Source organism: Frankia sp. ACN1ag (genome assembly GCF_001414035.1).
Lineage (GTDB): Bacteria > Actinomycetota > Actinomycetes > Frankiales > Frankiaceae > Frankia > Frankia torreyi.
The window spans coordinates 257768-277164 of sequence record NZ_LJPA01000003.1 but is presented as its reverse complement, the minus strand read 5'-3'; the positions used below and the strand labels follow the sequence as shown (position 1 = coordinate 277164).

Sequence of the window (19397 nt, the reverse complement as noted above, 5' to 3'; positions counted from 1 at the left end):
CAGACGGTGATGGGGTGCAACGGCACCATCGACTACCTTGTCGACAGCGTCTTCAACTACCCGACGCTGGCCGAGTCCTACAAGGTCGCGGCGCTCGACGCGATGAACAAGATGCGAGCCGTCGCCCGCTTCAGCGGCTGATCCCTCCGCTACGGCGACCCCAGCATCAGCAGTATCAGCAGCACCCACGCACCCCCGTCGCGGGCCGAGGTACAGCTCCCGGTCCAAAGCACGCGACGGGGGACGACGGCCGTCCCGCGGGACGACGGCCGCGCCGGGCTCGAGTCCGGCGCCCCGAGCCCGGCGCCCCGAGCCCGACGGCCCGAGCCCGACGGGCCCGAGCCCGCCGCCGCCCTACCCGGCGGACGTCGAGCTTCTCGCCGCCTTCCAGGCCAGCGTGGACAGACCCTGCACCGTGGTGATGCCCGACTGCATGCTCGGCCCGTTCTTCGTGTAGACGGCCATGATGTAGTCGCGTCCGGCGCCATGGACATGCGCCAGGCTGGTGATCACCCAGCCGCTGGTGCGGGGCAGCCAGCCGTTCTTCAGCTCCACCGCGACCCCCGCCGCAACGCCGCCGGTCAGGCCCCACCGCTGCGCCGGGATCACGGTCCGCAGCAGGCTGCTCACCGTGGCGCGCCCGGCGGCCGACAAGGTGCCCGGGTAGGCGATCGCGCGCAGCACCGCGAGCTGGTCGGCCCCGGTGGTCCGGGTCAGTCCCCACTTCCCGCCCGGGCCCGCCGTCGTCGCGTGCATGCCGAGCCGGGCGAAGAAGGCGTTCATCGCAGGGGCGCCGCCGACATCGGCCCACAGGGCGCTCGCCGCCGCGTTGTCGCTGACCGAGATCATCCGCCGGGCGAGCGCCTGCTCGCGGGCCGTGAGCCGCCCCGATGCGCCCGCCCGCTGCACGAGCGCCGTGAGGATGTCGAGCTTGACCGAACTCGCCGTCTCGTAGCCGGCGACCGCCGGGTCGGTGTAGACGGCCGTGGTGCCGGCAACCGCGTCGTACATGGCGACGCTGACGTGCCCCGGCCGGCCCGCGAGGTAGCCGCGGAACCGCGCCGCCAGGCCGCTCGACGCGGCACCGCGCACCGCCGCGATCGGTTCGACCGTGGCGAGACCGCCGGCCTGCCTGGTCGCGAGCGCGCCGTCCGTCGCCGGCGCGGCCGCACCGCCCGTCCCCACGGCCTCCACGCGACGTCGCACCAGCGCCGGGCTGATGATCCCGAGGCCCCCCGCCCGCGCGGCCGACGCCGGTGCGGACACCGCGGCGGGTGCACCGACAGCCAGCGGACCGCCGAGCCCCGCCGACCCGGGCGCCTCGCCCGCCGGCCAGTACATCACGCCACCGGCCACACCGGTGACAGTCAGCAACACCACACTCGCGCCCCATCGGCGCGCCACTCGTTCAAGCACGCCGCCTGTCTAACCAAGGCGGACCAATTTAAGAAGAGTACGGAAGAAAACGACATCAATCTTTTACCGCTACGACAAACAGAACCCGCAGGGCGACAATGATGTTTCACACTTGATGAACGCTAAGGCGTTATAGCACCATATTAGATCCCAGCTCGGCAGGGTGACATCTTTGCGCCGAAACGCAGTTACCCGAATACTCGGACGGAGGCACCGATTCCTGCCCGGCGCAGACCAGACCAGACCGGTTTCCGGGCCGATGACGGGAGAGCGCGTGGCGAGGCAGGAAGACGGGGGCGGGGCGCGGCCGGTCGGGGAGGTGGCCGGACGGCCGGCGGGGCTGTTCGTCGGCCTCACCACCCTCGACACGATCTACCTGGTCCGACACCCACCCGGGCCCGACGAGAAGATCGTCGCCGACGATCTGGTGGTCGCCGCGGGCGGCCCGGCGACGGGCGCGGCCGTGGCCTTCGCCCATCTCGGGGGTCGGGCCACGCTCGTCAGCGCGGTCGGCTCCGGGCCGCTGGCCGCCGCGGCGCGGGCGGATCTCGCCGCGCTCGGAATCCGGCATCACGACCTGCGGCCGGGAGAGCAGGTCCTGCCGGTTTCGGCGATCATGGTCAACGCGGCCGGGGAGCGGGCGGTGGTGTCGGCGCACGGCGCGCTGCCGGGCGCCGCACCGGGCGCCGCGGACGCCACGCGGGCCCTGCTCACCGGGGCGGACGTCGTCCTCGTCGACGGCCATCAGCCCGACGTCGCCGTCGGCGTCCTGGCGGCCCGCCGGGCGCGGCCGACGACAGCGACGGCCGCGCCCGCATCGGTGGCCCGCACGGCCTCGACGAGCCCGGCCGGGACGGCGAGCCCGGCCGGGTGGCCGCCCGTGGTGCTGGACGGCGGTTCCTGGAAGCCGGGGACCGAGCGGCTGCTCCCCCACGTCGACGTGGCGCTGTGCGGGTCCGCCTTCCGGCCGCCGGGCGTCGGCGGCGACCCGGACGAGGTGCTGCGTTACCTGCTGGCGCACGGGCCTTCGTTCGCCGCGGTGACTCGCGGTCCCGGTCCGGTCCGGTGGGCGACCGCCCAGGCCGGCGGGGAGGTCCGGCCCCCGGCTGTCCACGCGGTGGACACGCTCGGCGCCGGCGACGTGTTTCACGGGGCGTTCGCCTGGTCGATCGCGGGTTCGCCCGAGCTCACCACCGACGCGCTGGTGGACGCGCTGGGGGCGGCGTCGCGGGTCGCGGCCCGGTCGGTGACGAGCTTCGGCACGCGCTCCTGGCTGACCCGAGGCGAGGCGCCGCGTTGCGGGTGAGTCCTCAGCGGTCAGCGGCCAGGCGGATCCGATCGGGCGGCGGTTCGTCCGGGGGGAGCCGGACCAGGTAATCGGCGCGCGGGGCCGTCGCATCCACCAGGTGCAGATTGTTAAGATCGTTCTGTTCGACCCATTGTCGCGCGGCCGGTCCGCAGCGCCCGCCGGAGGTGTGCCGGGCGATCAGACGGGTCCGGGCGACCTCCTCGTCGACCTGGAGAAACCAGGTCTCGTCGCAGCATGCGCGCACCTGCGCCCAGGCTCCGGTACCCAGCAGCAGATAGTTCCCCTCGCAGATCACCAGCCGCACGGTGGGCGGAATCCGGTGCGCTCCCGGGACCGGCGCGTCGTGGAGGCGGCTGAACGACGGCGCGTCCACCTCCTGCGGTCCGCCGGCGCGCAGTCGGGCCAGCAGGGACGCGTAACCGGCGGCGTCGAACGTCTCGGGGGCGCCCTTGCGGTCGGCGAGGCCGAGCCGGGCGAGCGTGCCGTTCGGCAGGTGGAAGCCGTCCATCGGCGCCTGCGCGACGAGCCTCGGGCTCGTGCCGTGGCGGGCGTCGAGCTGCGTGACGAGCCAGTCGGCGAGGGNGCTCTTCCCGGCGCCCGGCGGCCCGGCGATCCCGAGCAGGACGCGCCCGCCCGCCGCCAGGAGCGTCTGCGCCCTCGCCAGCACGGCCGCCCGACCGATCAGCGCGCCGGGCCGGGCCGGCGGACGGGGATCCACCCGGTGATGGTGTCACCGGCTCGCGGCGGGGGCGATGGGGTCAGGTCGGGCGCAGCAGGCGGCGCAGGAGTTCGTCGACGGCGGCACGGGCGTGGCGGATCGCGGCGCGCTGGTTGTCGGCCCGGGCGACGAGCAGGGCGATCTCGTTCATCGAGGCGAGCAGCACGTGCGCGAACAGGTCGGCCATCGAGGCGTCGAACACGCCGTCCCGGGCGAGTTCCGCGACCGTCTGCTTGATCTTGCCGAAGGCGTGCCGCTCGTCGAGTTCCCGCCAGCGTGCCCAGCCGAGGACCCCCGGTGCGTCGATGAGCAGGATGCGCTGGACGACGGGGTCGCCCGCGATGCCGATCCAGGCCATGCAGCCCAGGCGCAGCGCCGTGGCGGGGTCGCGCGAGCTGTCGGTGCCGACGGCGGCCACCAGCCGGCGGCCCACGTCCAGCTCGACCGCCTCCAGCACCGCGTCGAACAGCGCGTCCTTGCCCTTGAAGTGGTGGTAGAGCGAACCGCGGCTCACCCCGGTCTCGGTGAGGACGGCGTCGATCGAGGTGCCCTCGTAGCCCCGCTCGGCGAACAGCCGGGTGGCGACGCCGAGCAGGTGCTCCCGGGTCGCGGCACCCCGTTCGACGTTCCTGCTGGGTGGGTTCATGGGTACCTCGTGACTCGGAGCCGACACTCCATTGTCGGCGCGTACCCGGGCCAGCAACCCCCACAAAGCGCCATCAGCACGGTCGAAAACACAAAATGTAGCAAAGCTAAAGGATTCAGCCGGCGCCCCGCTCCGCTCGCAGACGGCCTCCCACGCAGGCCACGGCACCTGCCGGGCGTGCGCGTGCGGATCATCCGGACTGCCGCCCGAGCATTCCCGCAACGTCGTAACCAGACGTTTCTCCCTACGCCGCAGCAACTTTCCCATCACGGTCATTGCGCTGCTGTGCGTCCAGGCGCCCGGCTCGGACCCGAACGTGACACCGTTGGTGTTCCACCGCAGCCGGTTCCGCCAGCTCGTGGCCCACTGACCAGGCCGCGAATCCGAATCCACGAACCCCAGCCGCCGACCCGTCCCCGGGGGTGCCCGTGCCGCCGTTCCGTCTTCCCGACCTCGATCTCGACCTGCCGATCTGCCTGACCTGCGGGGTGCAGTACGGCGCCGTGCGGGTCGACTGCCCGGTCTGCGAGGACGAGCGGCAGTACGTCGGGTGGGAGGGGCAGCGGTGGACGTCGCTGGCCCGGCTGCGCGCCGGGGGCTACCGCGGCGTGCTGCGTCCGGAGGGCGAGCGGGTGACCGGCGTCGGCGTCGAACCGAAGATCTCCATCGGGCAGCGGGCGCTGCTCGTCCAGACGGACGCCGGCAACATCCTGTGGGACTGCGTGCCCTTCCTCGACGACGAGCTCGCCGGCCGGGTCGCCGCGCTCGGCGGCGTCACCGCCATCGCGGTCAGCCATCCGCACTTCTACGGGGCGATGGTCGACTGGAGCCGGGCGTTCGGGGGCGCTCCGATCTACGTCCACGCCGCGGATGCCGACTGGCTCGGCCGGCCGGACGGCGCCGTCGAGCTGTGGTCCGGCGACGCGCTGACGATCGGCACCGGGCTGACCCTGATCAACGGCGGGGTGCACTTCGCCGGCGGCACGGTCCTGCACTGGGCGCAGGGCGAGGGCGGGCGGGGGGCGCTGTTCTCCGGCGACATCCTGCAGGTGGTCCTCGACCGCCGGTGGGTGAGCTTCATGTACAGCTACCCGAACTACATTCCGGAACGGCCCAGCGTCGTCCGCCGCGCGCTGGCCCTGCTCGAACCGTTCGACTTCGACGCCGTCTACGGCGCGTTCTGGCAGACCGTGGTCCGCGCCGACGGCCGGGCCGCCGTGCGCCGCTCCGCCGACCGCTACCTCCGCTTCGCCACCGACACCCCGTAGCCGCCATCCTGTGCGCCGGCTTGTCCCCACGCCCGCCCAGCCGGCGGGACAAATCGGACGCCGAAGCCTCCGGACAGGCGAGGGGGGTGGGCCGGTTCGGCGCCGCCTGCGAGACTTCTGGCCCGACGGCTGGACCGGCGCGGCTCCCGGAGGTCTCGATGGCGCAGCACGACCCTCTCCGCGAGGACGACCCCCGCCAGATCGGGCCGTACACGCTGCTGGAACGCATCGGTGCCGGCGGCATGGGCGTCGTCTACCTGGCACGCGACTCCGTCGGTCGGCGGGTCGCGCTGAAGATCCCGGGCAGCCTCGGCCGCGACCACCCGATCCCCCAGGCCTACGAGCGCTTCGTCGCGGAGGTCGCGACCCACCGGACGCTGACGAGCGAACGGGTGGTCCGCTTCCTCGCCGCCGACGTGACCGGCCGCCCGCCCTGGGTGGCGCTCGAATACGTCCAGGGCGCCAACCTGGGCCAGGTCGTGGCCCAGGCCGGCGTCTTCCGCGACCGCTTCCTGCTGGCCCTCGCCGCCGAGCTCGCCGAGGCGGTGGCCGACATCCACGCGCACGGCATCGTCCACCGCGATCTGCACCCCGCGAACGTCATCTGTCTGCCGAACGGCATCAAGGTCATCGACTTCGGCCTGGCTCGCGTCCAGGCCGACGACGAAAGCCTCACCACCCAGGGCCCGCCCATCGGCGTCCCGGCGTTCATGGCGCCGGAACGCTTCACGGGCGTCGTCACCCGGGCCTGCGACGTCTTCGCCTGGGGATGCTGCGTGGCCTACGCCGCCGCCGGGACGCCACCGTTCCCCACTGCGACGCCTCACGACGCCTACGCCGCCGTCGCGGACTCCCCACCAGTCCTGACGAACCTGCCCGGCGACCTCGCCGACCTGGTCGGCTGGGCGCTGGCGAAGAGGCCGGCGGACCGGCCGACCGCGTCCCGGCTGGCCGCCGAGATCCAGGAGCTGGGCGTTCCGGTGACCCGGCCAGCCGTCCGGCCCTGGCCCGCACAGGCGCTCCCGCTGATCAGCCGGGCCGTCCCCGCCACGGCCACCCGCGCCGCGGACGACTGGATCAGTGGCCCGCGCGGCGGGATCGCCTACTCGGGGATCGGCGGCTTGGGGATCGAGGAGTCGAGGACCGGGGACTCGGACCTGGTCACGACGCCGAGCAGCCCGGGCCACTCGAACCACCTGAACCACCCGAACCACGGCGAGCCGGCGCCGATCGGTCCCCGCGGCGCCGGCGGAATGCTGGGGGCGGTGATCGGTGCGGCGTTGTGCCTGCTCGGCCTCGCGCTCGCGGCGGGGGGTTACCCCGCGGGCGACGTCACCGGGCCGGGCGGCGCCGGCCTGGTGGCCGCCGCGGTGGGCGTACTGGCCTTCGTCCGGAGCGGCGACCGGAGCGGCGACCGGAGCGGCGACCGGACCGGCCGGGTCACCCCGGTCGCCCCGGTGGGCGCGCAGGCCCCACGTCCACCGGGCGGCATAACCGCCTGGTTCGTCTCCGTGACCGTCATCGCCGGCGGCGTCGCCGGCGGCGTGCTCGGTCTGTTCCTCGCCCGCGAGCTGTGGGCCGGCAGCCCGCGGGCGGCCGCGGCGTCGGAGCTCGCCCTGGCCTGCTGTTTCGCGGCGGCGTTCGCGCTGTACCTGCGAGGTCCGGCCGCCGCGCGGCCGGAGCCGACCCGGTAGGCGGGGCACCCGGCCCCGCCTACCGGGATCAGGGCACCAGGCGGGATTGGCGGGACGCCTTCGTGAGCTTCTCGCCGAGCTGGCCGGCGACCTGCCCGGGCTCGACCCAGCGGACGCGGGTGCTGACGGAGTCGGGCACGGCGAGGCTGCGGTCCTCGACGTGGAACAGGTAGGTCATCTCGTAGTGGACGTGTTCGGGTTCCCCGCGCGTCGGCGCGGCCTCGACAATCCTCGCCTCGACGTCGAAGGGGATGATCCCGTCGGGGATGACCATGTTCGTCTCCACTCCGGCACGGCGGGCGGCGAGCCCGAGCGCCGCGCCGAGCAGGGACGAGTCGCCCGCGTCCACGTGGCCGCCCGGCAGGTGCCAGGTGGACGTGGCCGAGTCCGTGATCTCAAGAACCTGCCAGTCGGGGGAAACGATCGCGGCGCGGCAGGTGACGTGAGCCGGCGTCGTGCTACGGGCTGCGATGGCAGGCCCGTGCAGGGCAAGCACGACCAAGGACCGCATGAGGTCCATCTCGTCCGGGTTCGCCTCGATGTAGCCGAGGGCCACACCGATCACCGCGTTGTTGGTGACCGCCACGCTCAGAGAACGTACAGGTGTCGGGTGCTCAACACGGAACACCGGGGCGGGACACTCCGAAGTTCGTACTGCACACATACCCTCACTCACCGTGTCGATAAACCTGGCTATATCGGAAGAAATCGGAATGCCAGTTCGGCATGTTCCTGGACTTCCTCGTCCAGTCGCGCTGGCCCGCGAGACGATGCGCGCGACGCTCGGCCACGTTCGGCGCGACGCACCCCTCCCCGTGGGCAACTCACCAGACCGCCCCGGCATCGCGACGGAGTGTGACAGTTGGTCGAGCTTCGCGGCACGCCGGCCGCAACCCCTACGGCATCCCGCACGTCGATCCATCCTTCCCGAGATCGGGTGAAGCGGACAAACAGGGCAAGTACCCGCCTGCCGGGTACCCCGCCCCTACCATCGCTAAACCTCCTTCGTGCCGCAAATCAGAAATTTTGCTCCATCTTCAGTCGAGGGTCGACCTCACCCCAGGTCAGCCCGGATACGGGCGGCCCGGGGCGGCGGAACACGCGGGCGCCGAACGCGGGGGCAACCGGCACCTGTAGGCAGCACGTTCGGGTGGCCCCGCAGCGGTTGCGGTACCCCCGGCACCGATGATCGTGACGGTCAGCCGACACCGCGGGCAGCCGGCGTCCGGCCGCGACTAGGGTCGGCGAGGACGCAACGGCAGAATGCCGACACCGGGCCGCCATCCGTCGGCACCAAGGCACATCGCCATCACGTACGCCCTCACCGGCTACCTGGAGCGATGCGACGGTTGGGCCCGGGAACCGCGGGACCAACGGGAGGACCCCACCGTGGCCGACAGTCAGGCTCTCGACGCGACGCGCCCAGGGGAGCGCCGTGCCCGTCGGGCCACGGTGCTCATGGCGGGGCTCGCCCTGACCGGGTTCGTCGGTCTGACGGCCGGTTGCGGCTCGGACGGCGTCGACCTGCCGGACCCAAGCGCCAGCGCGAGCCTGCCGACGGCGCTGCCCACGGCCCTGCCGAGCGGCCTGCCCACGGCCCTGCCGACCGCCCTGCCGACGGCCCTTCCCAGCTCGTTGTCGACGTCCATCCCCGGGGTGGGGAAGATCGATACGGTGACCGGACCGGCCGCGCTGCACGGCACCAACGTCCCCGCGGACTTCCCCCTGCCGCCCGGAGCGGGGGTGAAGGTCGGCACGACCACCGGGAAGACCTCGACGGTGACGCTGTCGGGGGTGCCCAGCGACCGGGTGGCGGCCTTCTACCGCACGGCGCTGCCGCCGGCCGGCTACCGGATCACCTCGGACGTCGGCCTTCCCGGCGTCGCCCGCGCGCTGGCCTTCACCGGGCACGGCGTCACCGGGAGCCTCGGCGCCGCGGGCCTCGGCCAGTCCAACGCGATCGCCATCGTGTTCACGAAGAACTGACGAGGCGGCCGGCGCCGCCGGGGCATCACACCGGCGCGGGGGCCAGGTCCGGCAGGTTGAAGTACCCGCGGATCTCCGTCTGAACGGCCCGCGGCTCCCGGCGGGCGTCGACGACGGCCACGAACTCCTTGCGCTGGAAGATCTCCATCACCGGCTGGGTCTTCTCGTGATAGTCACGCAGCCGCACGGCCAGTGCCTGGGGATTGTCGTCGGCCCGCCTGCGCAGCCGTGCTCCGCAGACGTCGCAGGTGTCCGGCATGACCGGCCGGCTCGCTATCAGGTTGTAGTCCAGGCCGCAGCGGGAGCACAGTCGGCGGGCCAGCACCCGCCGGTAGACCTCGTCGTCCGGGAGATCCAGATAGATGACCCCGTCGATGTCGTAGCTCTCCAGAAAGAACTCCGCCTGCCGCGCGTTGCGGGGAAATCCGTCGATGATGAAGCCGTAGTTCCAGTCGTGGTCGGCCAGCCGGGTGCGCACCACCGATTCGACGAGGTCGTCGCCGACCAGGTGGCCGGCGGCAACCGTCCGCTTCACCTGGGCGCCCAGCTTCGTGTGATTCTGTACGTTCCAGCGGAAGACGTCGCCGACGCTTATGTGGACGAGGTCGAAATCCCGTGCCAGCATCGTCGCCTGGGTTCCCTTGCCACTGCCCTGTACTCCCATGATGACGAACTTGCGCACGAAATCCCTCTCCCGCTCGAATCGCAGGTCGCACAGGTGGTCGGCCGCGGACCGTCGTCCGGTTCATTCCCTGCCGGGTACCGTATCCGCTGAACGAATGGGCCGACCCGGCAGCCACCCGCGTGAATGCGGCGTGGGCAACGACACAGATCCTGGTCAACGGCGTGACGGGCCGCGGGTGGGTGCCGAAGAACCGCGGGCAGCGGGAGGTTACGGCCACCGCCGGCAGGCCCGTCGACCCGGTGGCGCCACCCGACGGACGGCCGGCGCAGGTCCTCGACCGGCACCGAAAGGGCGGTTGTGCGAGGGCCGTCTCACCCTGATCAGGTGGCACCTGCGCGCCACCCGCGGCGGGCCGCCTGGCCCGCCGGACGGCCCGCTCAGCCCCGCGCGTAGCGGCGCGGCACCCAGGTCTGGCTGTCGATCGGGGGTCGCTTGTAGGCCTTCTCCTGCCGCGGGGGCAGCACGACGCGGTCATGCGGCACGTCGCCGTACGGCACGACCGACAGCAGATGGCTGATCAGGTTGAGCCGGGCCGTGCGCTTGTCTTCGGCGTCCACCACGTACCAGGGCGCCTCACGAATGTCGGTGTAGGCGAACATCTCGTCCTTGGCCGCCGCGAAATCCACCCAACGGGCCCGTGCCTGCAGGTCCATCGCCGACAGCTTCCACCGCTTGCCGGGATTGTCGATGCGTTCCTGGAAGCGACGCTCCTGCTCCTCGTCGCTGAGCGACAGCCAGTATTTCACCAGGACAATCCCGGAGCGGACCAGCGCCCGCTCGAGCTGCGGGCAGGTGCGCAGGAAGTCGTCGTACTCGTCGTCGGTGCAGAATCCCATCACCCGCTCGACCCCCGCCCGGTTGTACCAGCTCCGGTCGAACAGCACGATCTCGCCGGCGGCGGGCAGGTGCGCCAGGTAGCGCTGGAAGTACCACTGGGTGCGTTCCCGCTCGGTCGGCGTGCCCAGCGCGACGACCCGGCACTGGCGGGGGTTGAGCCGCTCGAGGATGCGTTTGACGGTGCCGCCCTTGCCCGCGGTGTCCCGCCCCTCGAAGACCACCACCAGCCGGAATCCGGTATGCCGGATCCATTCCTGCATCCGAACCAGCTCGGTCTGCAGGCGGTCGAGTTCCCTCTCATACTCCTTCCTGGAGACCCGGCACGGAGTGATTCCCACCGCGAGGGCCGCCGCGGTCGAGGGATCGGCCGCGGCGATCCCCGCGGGTCCGGCGGGTCCGGCGGCCTGCGGCGACCCACCGGTGCCGGCCGTGACCCCGCCGCCCTCGCCGGCCCCGTCCCCCGCCGGCCCGCCGTGTCGTCCCTGCGCCATGTCCCCACTCTCCCTGCCCTGAGCAACTCGCCCGCCTCGGGATTGCCATCAGCCCATCATCGCCGCCACCGGACGCGTGGCCACCCGCTCGGCGCCGGCCGTACCGGTGCAGGACGACAATTCACTACAGAGCAGGATGTGTACGGGAATCGGGGACGTGGGGAACGGCCGCGCGGGTGGCGACCTCCCCGATTTCGGGGAGGAACGCGGGTGTCGAGGGGACTGCGGCGGGCGGTGGGTGCGGCTCTGGCCGCAGCCGCACTGACGGTCGGGCTCGGGGCGTGCGGCTCCGGTGACAAGGCGCCGGCACCGCCGGCGGAGGTCGTGCTGAACCGGGGGCAGGACACCTCGATGCCGTTCCGGACCGGCGCCGAGGGCGAGGTCCTGCTCGACGTCACCACCGCCGCGCCCGGCGTGTCGTGGGGTTCGCCGGGCAGCGAGTCGGCCGTGGTGTCCCTGTTCGTCGACAACACCTACGCCACCGACGTCGTCATCCCCGCCTCGTTCCCGATCAAGCGGAGCCTGGCGCTGGGCCACCTCGCCGCCGGGGACCACACCCTGCGGGCGCAGTTCGCCGCCGACCGCTCGCCGCAGGCGGCCGCGTCGGCCCGGCTGACCGGCTTCACCTTCCGGACGGTCACGCCCCAGGACAGCGGCTACCAGGCATTGGCGCACGCCCCGGTGGTGTACGGCCGGACGGTGCCGCTGCCCACCGCCGGTTCTCCCGACGCGGGCGCGCCGTCGTCGGCGACCGCGGCGGACCCGCTGGCCGGCGGACCGTTCCAGAACGCGATCACGGACACGCCGCTGCTGGCCTTCCACTCCGAGGCGCCGACGGCGATCTCGGGACACCGGCTGCTGACCTACTCGATGGTCTGGAGCAACGAGGACGGCGGCACGTCCGCCCCGGCGCTGATGGCGCAGTGGGGCCGCACCACCGACATCGAGTGGACCTACCAGGTGGAGATCGACGCCGCCGGCAACGCGATCCCCGGCAGCGCGGTCATCCAGGGCCCCGACCACACGACGCAGCCCTTCACCGGCCGCTCCGAGGGCGGTCACCCGCTGCTCGGGACGTGCACGCTGAACAACGGCATGTGCCAGAACCCGGACGGCCCGATGCGGTTCGCCCTGTCCGCCGCCGACACCCTCGACCCGAACGCCGACGCCCGCGAGCGGCAGATGGACCGCAACCCGTGGACCTACTGGGTGATGGCGCAGGAGGTCGCCCGCGAGGGCAAGGTCGACGAGAACAAGGCGCCGAACTCCACCACGAAGATCAGCGACCCGCGCAACTACCTCTATCTGATCATCCGTAAGAACACGGTGGGGACGCCGAACACGGAGAACAACTGGGTCGGTCTGTCGGTCGGCGTGCGGTTGTCCGGCAACAGCGAGACCTACCGGTCGAACAAGATCTATCCCCTCTGGGCGATCGAACAGGACNCCCCCGCCGCGACCGCCGTCGAGCTTCCCCCCGGCACGGTCGCCGAGGACATCTCGACGATCGAGGCCACCCGCGTCGTCGGGGCGGGCATCGACCGCGGGGCCCGCATCACGGTCGACTCGATCGAGCGGGCGTTCCTGCTCGGGCCGGACGGCGTGCCGCAGCAGTCGTTCCTGTTCACCCCGGCGAAGGCGACCCTGAGCCAGGCCGCGCCCACCGCGACCCTGTTCCGGCGCCCGCAGGGTGGTTCCTGACGCCCGCAGGGTGGTTCCTGACGCCCGCAGGGTGGTTCCTGACGCCCGCAGGGTGGTTCCTGACACCCGCCAGGGTGGTTCCTGACGCCCGCGGGCCGCACGTGAGTGCCGGCACCGCGATGCCATCCCGTTGGCGGGCCGCCACCCCCGGTAGCGCCGTCCGGCGGCACACCCGGGTGGCACCACCGTGGTGCTGCCCCGGCCGCTCGGGGGCCGCCGCTCGGGTGTGCCCGGGCGGGTCAGACGCCGGGATGCAGCGCCGGGAGCAGAGCGACGTCACCGAAGGCGGCGAGATCGGGATCGTCGAACGGCAGCCGGCCCCACAGGGCGAGCAGCACGGCGGCGGCGGGGCCACGTAGGGCGGCGTCCCCCTTGGCATGCTCCCGGGTCACGGTGACGTCGTTGCCGGCCAGCGCGACCAGCCACTCCCCCTCGACGTCGGTGAGGTGGACGTGCACGCCACCGTGAGCCAGTCCGGTGGTCGTCGCGCGGGCGCGCTCGCCGGGCAGCAGGATGGTCAGCAGCTCGTCCACGCCGTCCGCGGCCACCTCCGCCGCGGGTGGGCGAGCGGCGCCGACGGCGTTGTCGGCGTCCCAGCGATGCACGGTGAGCTCCTGGGCGAGGCGGCGGTGCCAGAACCCGGCGACCGGCGGCGCCACCCCGGTGTGGTTCCACGCCGGCCGGGCGGGATCGGTCTCGCGCAGCACGCGCAGCAGGTCGTCGAGGGAGCGCCGGTAGTAGGCGATCAGTCCCTCGTCGTCGGTGGGCGCGGGCGGATTCGGCGGCGGCGGCTCGGTCGTGCCCCGCGCCACGACGGCGCTGACGCTGTGCAGCAGGCGTCCGACGTGCCGCAGAAGGCGGCGCGAACTCCAACCCGGGCAGGTCGGCACGGGACTGTCGAGATGCTCGCTGGTCGTCGCCAGCAACGCGACGCCCTCGGCCTCGATGAGCGCGAGATGGTCCACCTGCCCGAGTCTGGCAGGGCAGACGCCCACGGGCGACGTGCTAGTTCGTCGCAACGATCTGCGCCGGCGCGCCGATCTGGGCGGCCAGCCTCGTCCAGTGGCCGTCGGCGGTGTTCAGGGCATCGGTCGTGCGCTGGAGCAGGACCGGCGGGGGCAGGGCGGTGCCGTCGAAGAGGTTCCCGCAGGCGGTGACGGCCTGGGCGTAGGCGGTGGCGCCGTCGGTCCAGGTCTGGCTGGCGGTGGCGACGGGCGGCACGCCGAGCGCACCGATCCGGTCCACGGCCTGGCCGAGCTGGACGCACGCCGGCCTCAGCGCCGTGCCGTCGGACGCCTGGATGTCCGTGCGCACCACGTTGACGGACGCCACGATCTCGTCGCGGATCCCGGCAGTGGTGGCGTACCAGGTGGCGAGCTGGGTCTTCACGTCGATGGTCGGCGGGACCACCGCGCCGGCCTCGGCCTGTGTTCCGCCGCCGCCGACAATCAGGTACACCGCGGTCACCGCACCGGCGCCGGCCACGCCCAGGATCGCGAGGCCCCGGCGGCGCTCCTGGCGGGACAGTTCCTCCCAGTTGCGGTAATCGTTACGGCGCCGGCGCACGGATCCCCCACATCGCGAGAAGTAACCGACAGAACAGACGCCCGAATCAACCCGGACGTTGCGCCCGGGTCGCCGCCGGCCGGCCCCGAGACCTCTCCGACCGCCCGCCGCTCCCGGCCAGATCCACCCCTCGCCGGACCGCGATCGCATCCCCGCCGGACCGCGATCGCACCCCGCCGAGCCCACGCCGGGCGCCACCCTCGCGCCACCCCGCGGTGGGTCGCCGGAGCACTCGACGATGTTTGTCACATTTTCGATTCGGCCGTGCCCGGACCGCCGCGAACGTATGCCGAGTGAGAACGGCCGTGCACCAGCCAATGCAGATGCGCGTTCCGTGAGCTGTCCGTCGGACACCGCCGAGAAAAAATTCGGCTGTTTCGATGGACAAGACGACGGGAAGGCGCACGATATCGGAGGGGCCATCCACGGCGTCGGCGTGCATCGTGGCGCATCGCCGGCCCGGCCGGAGGGACCAGGCGACGATCATTTCGGCAACGACATCCAGCGACGCGAATGTGCGCGCCCGGCGCGATGACCTGCCGAACCATGTGTCGCCATCACGGGTGGCCGCTGGAAAACATGCATAAGGGGGCGTGAATGGTCGAGGGTGGGCCGTACTGGTGGGAATCCACATCCTTGCCGGACCGGGCGGCGGACGACGACGACGACGCCGCCGCCTGGGCCGTGGTCGTGCTCGGGGGCCCGGGCGGGCGGGTGCGCGGGGTGGTCGGCCCGTTCCGCAGCCCGGGCTACGCGCACAAGTACGCGCACGACGAGGGATTGCGGGAGTGGCTCGTCGTCCCCGCCCTGTGTCTGACGCTGCCGGCCAGCCAGCAGGCCGCCGGCGTCGCGGTGCTGTGAGACGCCCCTCCCAGTAACCGCCCCTGCCCGCCGTCGGGCCGGCCGGCGGGCAGAATCAGTGGCCATGTCGGAACGGATCATCGAGAACTATCTCATCGACATGGACGGCGTTCTCGTCCACGAGGAACACCCGATTGCCGGGGCGGACGCGTTTATCGCCGGCGTCATCGCCTCGGGCCTCGGCTTTCTGGTACTGACGAACAACTCGATCTACACGGCCCGCGATCTGTCGGCGCGACTGTCCCGCTCGGGCCTGGAGATCCCGCCTGAGCGAATCTGGACCTCCGCGCTCGCCACCGCGCTGTTCCTGCACACGCAGCGGCCGGGCGGCTCGGCGTATGTCGTCGGCGAGGCGGGGCTCACCACGGCGCTGCACGACATCGGATATGTGCTCAGCGACAGCTCGCCGGATTATGTGGTGCTCGGGGAAACCCGGACCTACAGCTTCGAGGCGATCACGCGGGCGATCCGGCTGGTGCGCGACGGCGCCCGCTTCATCGCGACGAACCCCGATCCGACCGGACCGTCGGTCGAGGGGCTCCTTCCGGCGACCGGCGCCGTCGCCGCCATGATCACAAAGGCGACCGGGGTCACCCCGTACTTCGTCGGCAAGCCGAACCCGTTGATGATGCGCAGCGCCCTGAACACCCTGTCCGCGCACAGCGAGACGACGGTGGTGATCGGCGACCGGATGGACACCGACGTGGTCGCCGGCCTGGAGGCCGGGATGGACACCGTGCTCGTGCTCTCCGGCATCACGACGCACGCCGACATCGAGCGGTTCCCCTACCGTCCGACCGCGGTCGTGGACAGCATCGCCCGGATCCCGGTCGGGCGGGACGTCCACACCATCGACGGGGCGCCCACCGCGCCGGCCCGCCGCCCGGCCCCGGCAGCCGCCCCCGACGACGCGGAACCACGCCACGCCACCCAGAGCTGATCCCACGGCCTCAGGCTGATCCGCCGCGCTCGGCGAAGGCGATGACCGGCCGGTGGCCCAGACCACCGGCCGCTGTCAGCCGTCCGCGGTCAGCCGTCCGCGGTTGCGACGCCCACCGGGCAGGACAGCCCGGTGCCGCCGAGGCCGCAGTAGCCGTAGGGATTCTTGGCGTCCGACAGGTACTGCTGGTGGTACTCCTCCGCAAGGTAGAACGGGCCCGCCGGGGCGATCTCGGTGGTGATCGGGCCGAAGCCCGCGCCCTGCAGGACCTTCTCGAACCCGTCCCGGCTCGCGCCGGCCGCCACCGCCTGCGCCTCGGACGTCGTGTAGATCGCCGAGCGGTACTGGGTGCCCACGTCGTTGCCCTGGCGCATGCCCTGGGTCGGGTCGTGCCCCTCCCAGAACACCTTCAGCAACTCGGCGTAGGAGACCTTCGCCGGGTCGAACACGACCAGCACGGCCTCGGTGTGCCCGGTCTGCCCGGAACACACCTCTTCGTACGTCGGGTTGGGGGTGGATCCGCCGGCGTAGCCGACCGCGGTCGTGTACACGCCGGGCACCTGCCAGAACGCGCGCTCCGCGCCCCAGAAGCAGCCAAGGCCGAACACGGCCGTGTCCAGCCCGTCCGGGAACGGCCCGGTGAACGAGGTGCCGAGGACGGTGTGCCGGGAGTCGCCCACGAAAACCGGGCGATCCCGGCCGGGGAGCGCCTCCTCGGGCGTGGGCAGCGTGGTCTTATGGCGACCGAAGAACATCTGTGCCACCTCCGGTGAGTGTCTCCTCTGACAACCATCCAGGGCGGCCGGGCGTTCCCGCGGCCCGCCGGCGCCCGGCCGGATCCGCGGACTGGACCCCGGACCGGGCCACCACGCGGGCCCGGTCCGGGTGCGGCGCGTCAGAGAACCAGGTCCTCCAGCATCGTGGTCACGAGCGCCGCGATCGGCGAACGCTCCGAGCGGGTGAGCGTGACGTGCGCGAACAGCGGGTGACCCTTGAGCGTCTCGATGACCGACGCGACCCCGTCATGCCGACCGACCCGCAGGTTGTCGCGCTGCGCCACGTCGTGCGTGAGCACCACCCGAGAGCCCTGCCCCAGCCGGGACAGCACGGTGAGCAGGACTCCACGCTCCAGCGACTGCGCCTCGTCGACGATCACGAAGGCGTCGTGCAGGGACCGCCCGCGGATGTGGGTGAGCGGGAGCACCTCCAGCATCCCCCGGTCGACGACTTCCTCGATCACCTCCTGGGAGACCAGGGCACCGAGGGTGTCGAACACGGCCTGCGCCCAGGGCGCCATCTTCTCGTTCTCGCTGCCCGGCAGGTAACCGAGCTCCTGACCGCCGACGGCGTAGAGCGGCCGGAAGACGACGACCCGCCGGTGGGCCCGGCGCTCCATCACCGCCTCCAGACCCGCGCACAGGGCCAGCGCCGACTTGCCGGTGCCGGCCCGACCGCCGAGCGAGACGATGCCGACGTCCGGGTCGAGCAGCAGGTCGAGCGCCACCCGCTGCTCCGCGGACCGCCCGTGCAGCCCGAACGCGTCCCGGTCCCCGCGCACCAGCCGGACCTGCTTGTCCGCCGTGACCCGGCCGAGCGCCGAGGCGCTGCCGCCTGCCGTGGTGAGCACCAGACCCGTGTGGCAGGGCAGATCGGCGGCCTCCAGGATCTCCGTGTACTCACGGGAGTAGAGCCGGTCGAGGTCCTCCTGGGCGACGGTGAGCTCCGCCATGCCGGAGAAGCCGGTGTCCACCGGCGACAACGCCTGGTACTCCTCCGCCGGCAGCCCCAGCACCGAGGCCTTGACCCGCAGCGGAAGGTCCTTGGTGACCAGCACGACGTCCGCGCCCTCGCGGGCGAGGTTCATCGCGACACACAGGATCCGCGAGTCGTTCGTGTCCACCCGGAACCCCGGTGGAAGCACCGCCGCGTCGGTGTGATTAAGTTCCACCCGAAGCGTTCCCCCACCCGCCAGCGGGATGGGCTGGTCGAGGCGACCGTGCCGAATGCGCAGGTCGTCCAGCAGGCGCAGGGCCTCCCGGGCGAACCAGCCCAGCTCCGGGTGGTTCCTCTTGCCCTCCAGCTCCCCTATGACGACGAGGGGGAGCACGACATTGTGCTCCGCGAACCGCAGCAGCGCGCCAGGATCAGAAAGCAGCACGCTTGTGTCGACGACATGCGTTCGTGGCACACGCCCACCCGCTTACTCGGAGGTAGTCCGGGACCGACCCCTCCAGGAGCCGGGCACCGGCCTCCTGGTGTAGTCGCGCTTGCGGCACCGAGGGGCCTCCCGAGAGGTCCGGCACCACGCCGGACCACGGCTTGAGACGCTAGGGCTCTCACGGTAGCTGCCACCTCCCAGGATGGCGACCCACTTCGAGCAACACGTTGCGTTAAGAACGGGAAACGTTTTGCCTCCTCGGGTGCCTACTGTGTCCCTTTCGGTGACATAGCGCCCCGATCGTGACGCCCCGCAGCAGCCCTCCTCCCCAGGGCGCCGGCCAGCACTCACCGACCTTCCCGCAAGCCGCACCACATCCAGACCACAAGATCAATAGAGTCGCACCCGAGCAACAACCCCGTCACGCGGTCGATCCCCGCCCCAAGCCCGGAGCACCATCCCCCGGAACCCATCAGAAGTGATCAACCTCCCCGCACGNCAGCAATCGCTGGAGGTTGATCACCACCCCAGGCCCTCGGCCCGCCATCAACCTCCAGCAGTTCCGCTCCCCTCCAGATTGTCGAGGTGTGGAGGTGGGGCTCATCGTTCCCGTCGAGGTCAGGCAGCCGGGCGCGGTTCCGCGGAACACTGTGATCTTCGGCTGCGCGGCGTAGGACCGGTGGGGTCGGGGCCCGGCAGGGGATGGAGACCCGCACGGCAGGGCCACGGGGGCCGGCGGGCGGAGCGGGCAGCCGGGAGCAGGGGGCGCGTCCTCCCGGCCGCGAAGGCGGAAAGGCGTCACGGAGAGGTGAGGAAATCACGGAAAGGGAGCGGAGGGTACCGGATGCGGCGAAGCGGAGAACACGCCAGGGCGACAAGGGCGGGCGGTGCGGTCTGCCGGTGGGGTCGAGGATGCCATGGTCCCGAGAAGACCAGGAAAGGTTAGGAGTACCTAACCGACCCGGATCCTCGGGGCGGGTGCCACGGGACGGTGATCGGGAATCTGCCGGCCGCCGGGATCAGCTCCGGACCAGGAGCAAGGAATCGGGCGGCTCCGGCCTGGGACCCAGGTAACGCGAGTGCCCTTCCGGGCGCGTACGGGGTGGCCGGAAGTCTTTCGG

The 19397-nt window shown here is 72.2% G+C and carries 16 protein-coding genes and 3 pseudogenes; 8 read left to right on the top strand and 11 right to left on the bottom strand.

Annotated elements, in window-relative coordinates; translation table 11 throughout:
• Positions 1-141, top strand: a 141-nt coding sequence (locus UK82_RS35495; RefSeq protein WP_236705490.1) for a hypothetical protein, incomplete at its 5' end; no start/stop codon positions are given.
• A 213-nt stretch (positions 142-354) separates the two neighbouring features.
• Here the strand turns inward: UK82_RS35495 and UK82_RS03815 are convergent.
• A complete protein-coding gene (locus tag UK82_RS03815) occupies positions 355-1380 on the bottom strand; it encodes a serine hydrolase (RefSeq protein ID WP_236705475.1) in 1026 nt (341 codons plus the stop codon).
• Between the two features lie 310 nt (positions 1381-1690).
• Between UK82_RS03815 and UK82_RS03810 the strand changes: the two genes are divergently transcribed.
• A complete protein-coding gene (locus tag UK82_RS03810; protein WP_044883427.1) occupies positions 1691-2722 on the top strand; it encodes a PfkB family carbohydrate kinase in 1032 nt (343 codons plus the stop codon).
• A gap of 4 nt (positions 2723-2726) precedes the next feature.
• Here the strand turns inward: UK82_RS03810 and UK82_RS03805 are convergent.
• From UK82_RS03805 to UK82_RS03800, 3 genes and pseudogenes are all read right to left on the bottom strand, one after another.
• Positions 2727-3307: pseudogene (locus UK82_RS03805) on the bottom strand (nucleoside/nucleotide kinase family protein); the annotation flags it as partial.
• Position 3308: 1 nt separating this feature from the next.
• Positions 3309-3443, bottom strand: a pseudogene (locus tag UK82_RS42270) (nucleoside/nucleotide kinase family protein); the annotation flags it as partial.
• Positions 3444-3483: 40 nt separating this feature from the next.
• The gene (locus tag UK82_RS03800) at positions 3484-4089 is read right to left on the bottom strand and encodes a TetR/AcrR family transcriptional regulator (protein ID WP_041939841.1); all 606 of its coding nucleotides are present in this window, start codon (positions 4087-4089) and stop codon (positions 3484-3486) included.
• A gap of 422 nt (positions 4090-4511) precedes the next feature.
• Between UK82_RS03800 and UK82_RS03795 the strand changes: the two genes are divergently transcribed.
• Both UK82_RS03795 and UK82_RS03790 read left to right on the top strand, forming a co-directional pair.
• The gene (locus tag UK82_RS03795; RefSeq protein WP_055406305.1) at positions 4512-5357 is read left to right on the top strand and encodes an MBL fold metallo-hydrolase; all 846 of its coding nucleotides are present in this window, start codon (positions 4512-4514) and stop codon (positions 5355-5357) included.
• A 158-nt stretch (positions 5358-5515) separates the two neighbouring features.
• Positions 5516-7051: a serine/threonine-protein kinase gene (locus UK82_RS03790; RefSeq protein ID WP_055406304.1), complete on the top strand. Its 1536-nt coding sequence runs from the start codon at positions 5516-5518 to the stop codon at positions 7049-7051.
• Positions 7052-7079: 28 nt separating this feature from the next.
• Here the strand turns inward: UK82_RS03790 and UK82_RS03785 are convergent, their stop codons facing one another.
• Complete coding sequence (locus UK82_RS03785; protein ID WP_236705473.1) at positions 7080-7637, bottom strand: NUDIX domain-containing protein; 558 nt, start codon at positions 7635-7637, stop codon at positions 7080-7082.
• An 803-nt stretch (positions 7638-8440) separates the two neighbouring features.
• Here UK82_RS03785 and UK82_RS03780 point away from each other — a divergent pair.
• On the top strand, positions 8441-9037 hold the full coding sequence (locus UK82_RS03780) for a hypothetical protein (protein ID WP_044883509.1): 597 nt from the start codon (positions 8441-8443) through the stop codon (positions 9035-9037).
• Positions 9038-9062: 25 nt separating this feature from the next.
• Here the strand turns inward: UK82_RS03780 and UK82_RS03775 are convergent, their stop codons facing one another.
• Together UK82_RS03775 and ppk2 are read right to left on the bottom strand one after the other, a co-directional pair.
• On the bottom strand, positions 9063-9719 hold the full coding sequence (locus UK82_RS03775) for a nucleoside monophosphate kinase (protein WP_044883423.1): 657 nt from the start codon (positions 9717-9719) through the stop codon (positions 9063-9065).
• Between the two features lie 380 nt (positions 9720-10099).
• Entirely contained in the window at positions 10100-11050 is a 951-nt protein-coding gene (gene ppk2, locus UK82_RS03770) for a polyphosphate kinase 2 (protein ID WP_236705472.1), read from the bottom strand.
• A 1447-nt stretch (positions 11051-12497) separates the two neighbouring features.
• On the opposite strand from ppk2, the pseudogene UK82_RS35485 reads away from it, so the two are divergent.
• Positions 12498-12751 (top strand): annotated as a pseudogene (locus UK82_RS35485) (hypothetical protein); the annotation flags it as partial.
• Positions 12752-12990: 239 nt separating this feature from the next.
• On the opposite strand, the gene UK82_RS03760 reads toward UK82_RS35485, so the two are convergent.
• Both UK82_RS03760 and UK82_RS03755 read right to left on the bottom strand, forming a co-directional pair.
• Positions 12991-13746, bottom strand: a complete 756-nt coding sequence (locus tag UK82_RS03760) for a maleylpyruvate isomerase family mycothiol-dependent enzyme (RefSeq protein ID WP_236705471.1) — start codon at positions 13744-13746, stop codon at positions 12991-12993.
• Positions 13747-13756: 10 nt separating this feature from the next.
• On the bottom strand, positions 13757-14317 hold the full coding sequence (locus tag UK82_RS03755; protein ID WP_044883420.1) for a hypothetical protein: 561 nt from the start codon (positions 14315-14317) through the stop codon (positions 13757-13759).
• Between the two features lie 597 nt (positions 14318-14914).
• Between UK82_RS03755 and UK82_RS03750 the strand changes: the two genes are divergently transcribed.
• Both UK82_RS03750 and UK82_RS03745 read left to right on the top strand, forming a co-directional pair.
• Positions 14915-15178, top strand: a complete 264-nt coding sequence (locus tag UK82_RS03750; RefSeq protein ID WP_152989792.1) for a hypothetical protein — start codon at positions 14915-14917, stop codon at positions 15176-15178.
• Positions 15179-15242: 64 nt separating this feature from the next.
• On the top strand, positions 15243-16118 hold the full coding sequence (locus UK82_RS03745) for an HAD-IIA family hydrolase (protein ID WP_044883418.1): 876 nt from the start codon (positions 15243-15245) through the stop codon (positions 16116-16118).
• Between the two features lie 89 nt (positions 16119-16207).
• Here UK82_RS03745 and msrA read toward each other — a convergent pair whose 3' ends face one another.
• Both msrA and UK82_RS03735 read right to left on the bottom strand, forming a co-directional pair.
• Positions 16208-16873, bottom strand: a complete 666-nt coding sequence (gene msrA / locus UK82_RS03740) for a peptide-methionine (S)-S-oxide reductase MsrA (protein WP_044883417.1) — start codon at positions 16871-16873, stop codon at positions 16208-16210.
• A gap of 140 nt (positions 16874-17013) precedes the next feature.
• On the bottom strand, positions 17014-18306 hold the full coding sequence (locus UK82_RS03735) for a PhoH family protein (protein WP_011607252.1): 1293 nt from the start codon (positions 18304-18306) through the stop codon (positions 17014-17016).
• Between the last annotated feature and the right edge of the window lie 1091 nt (positions 18307-19397).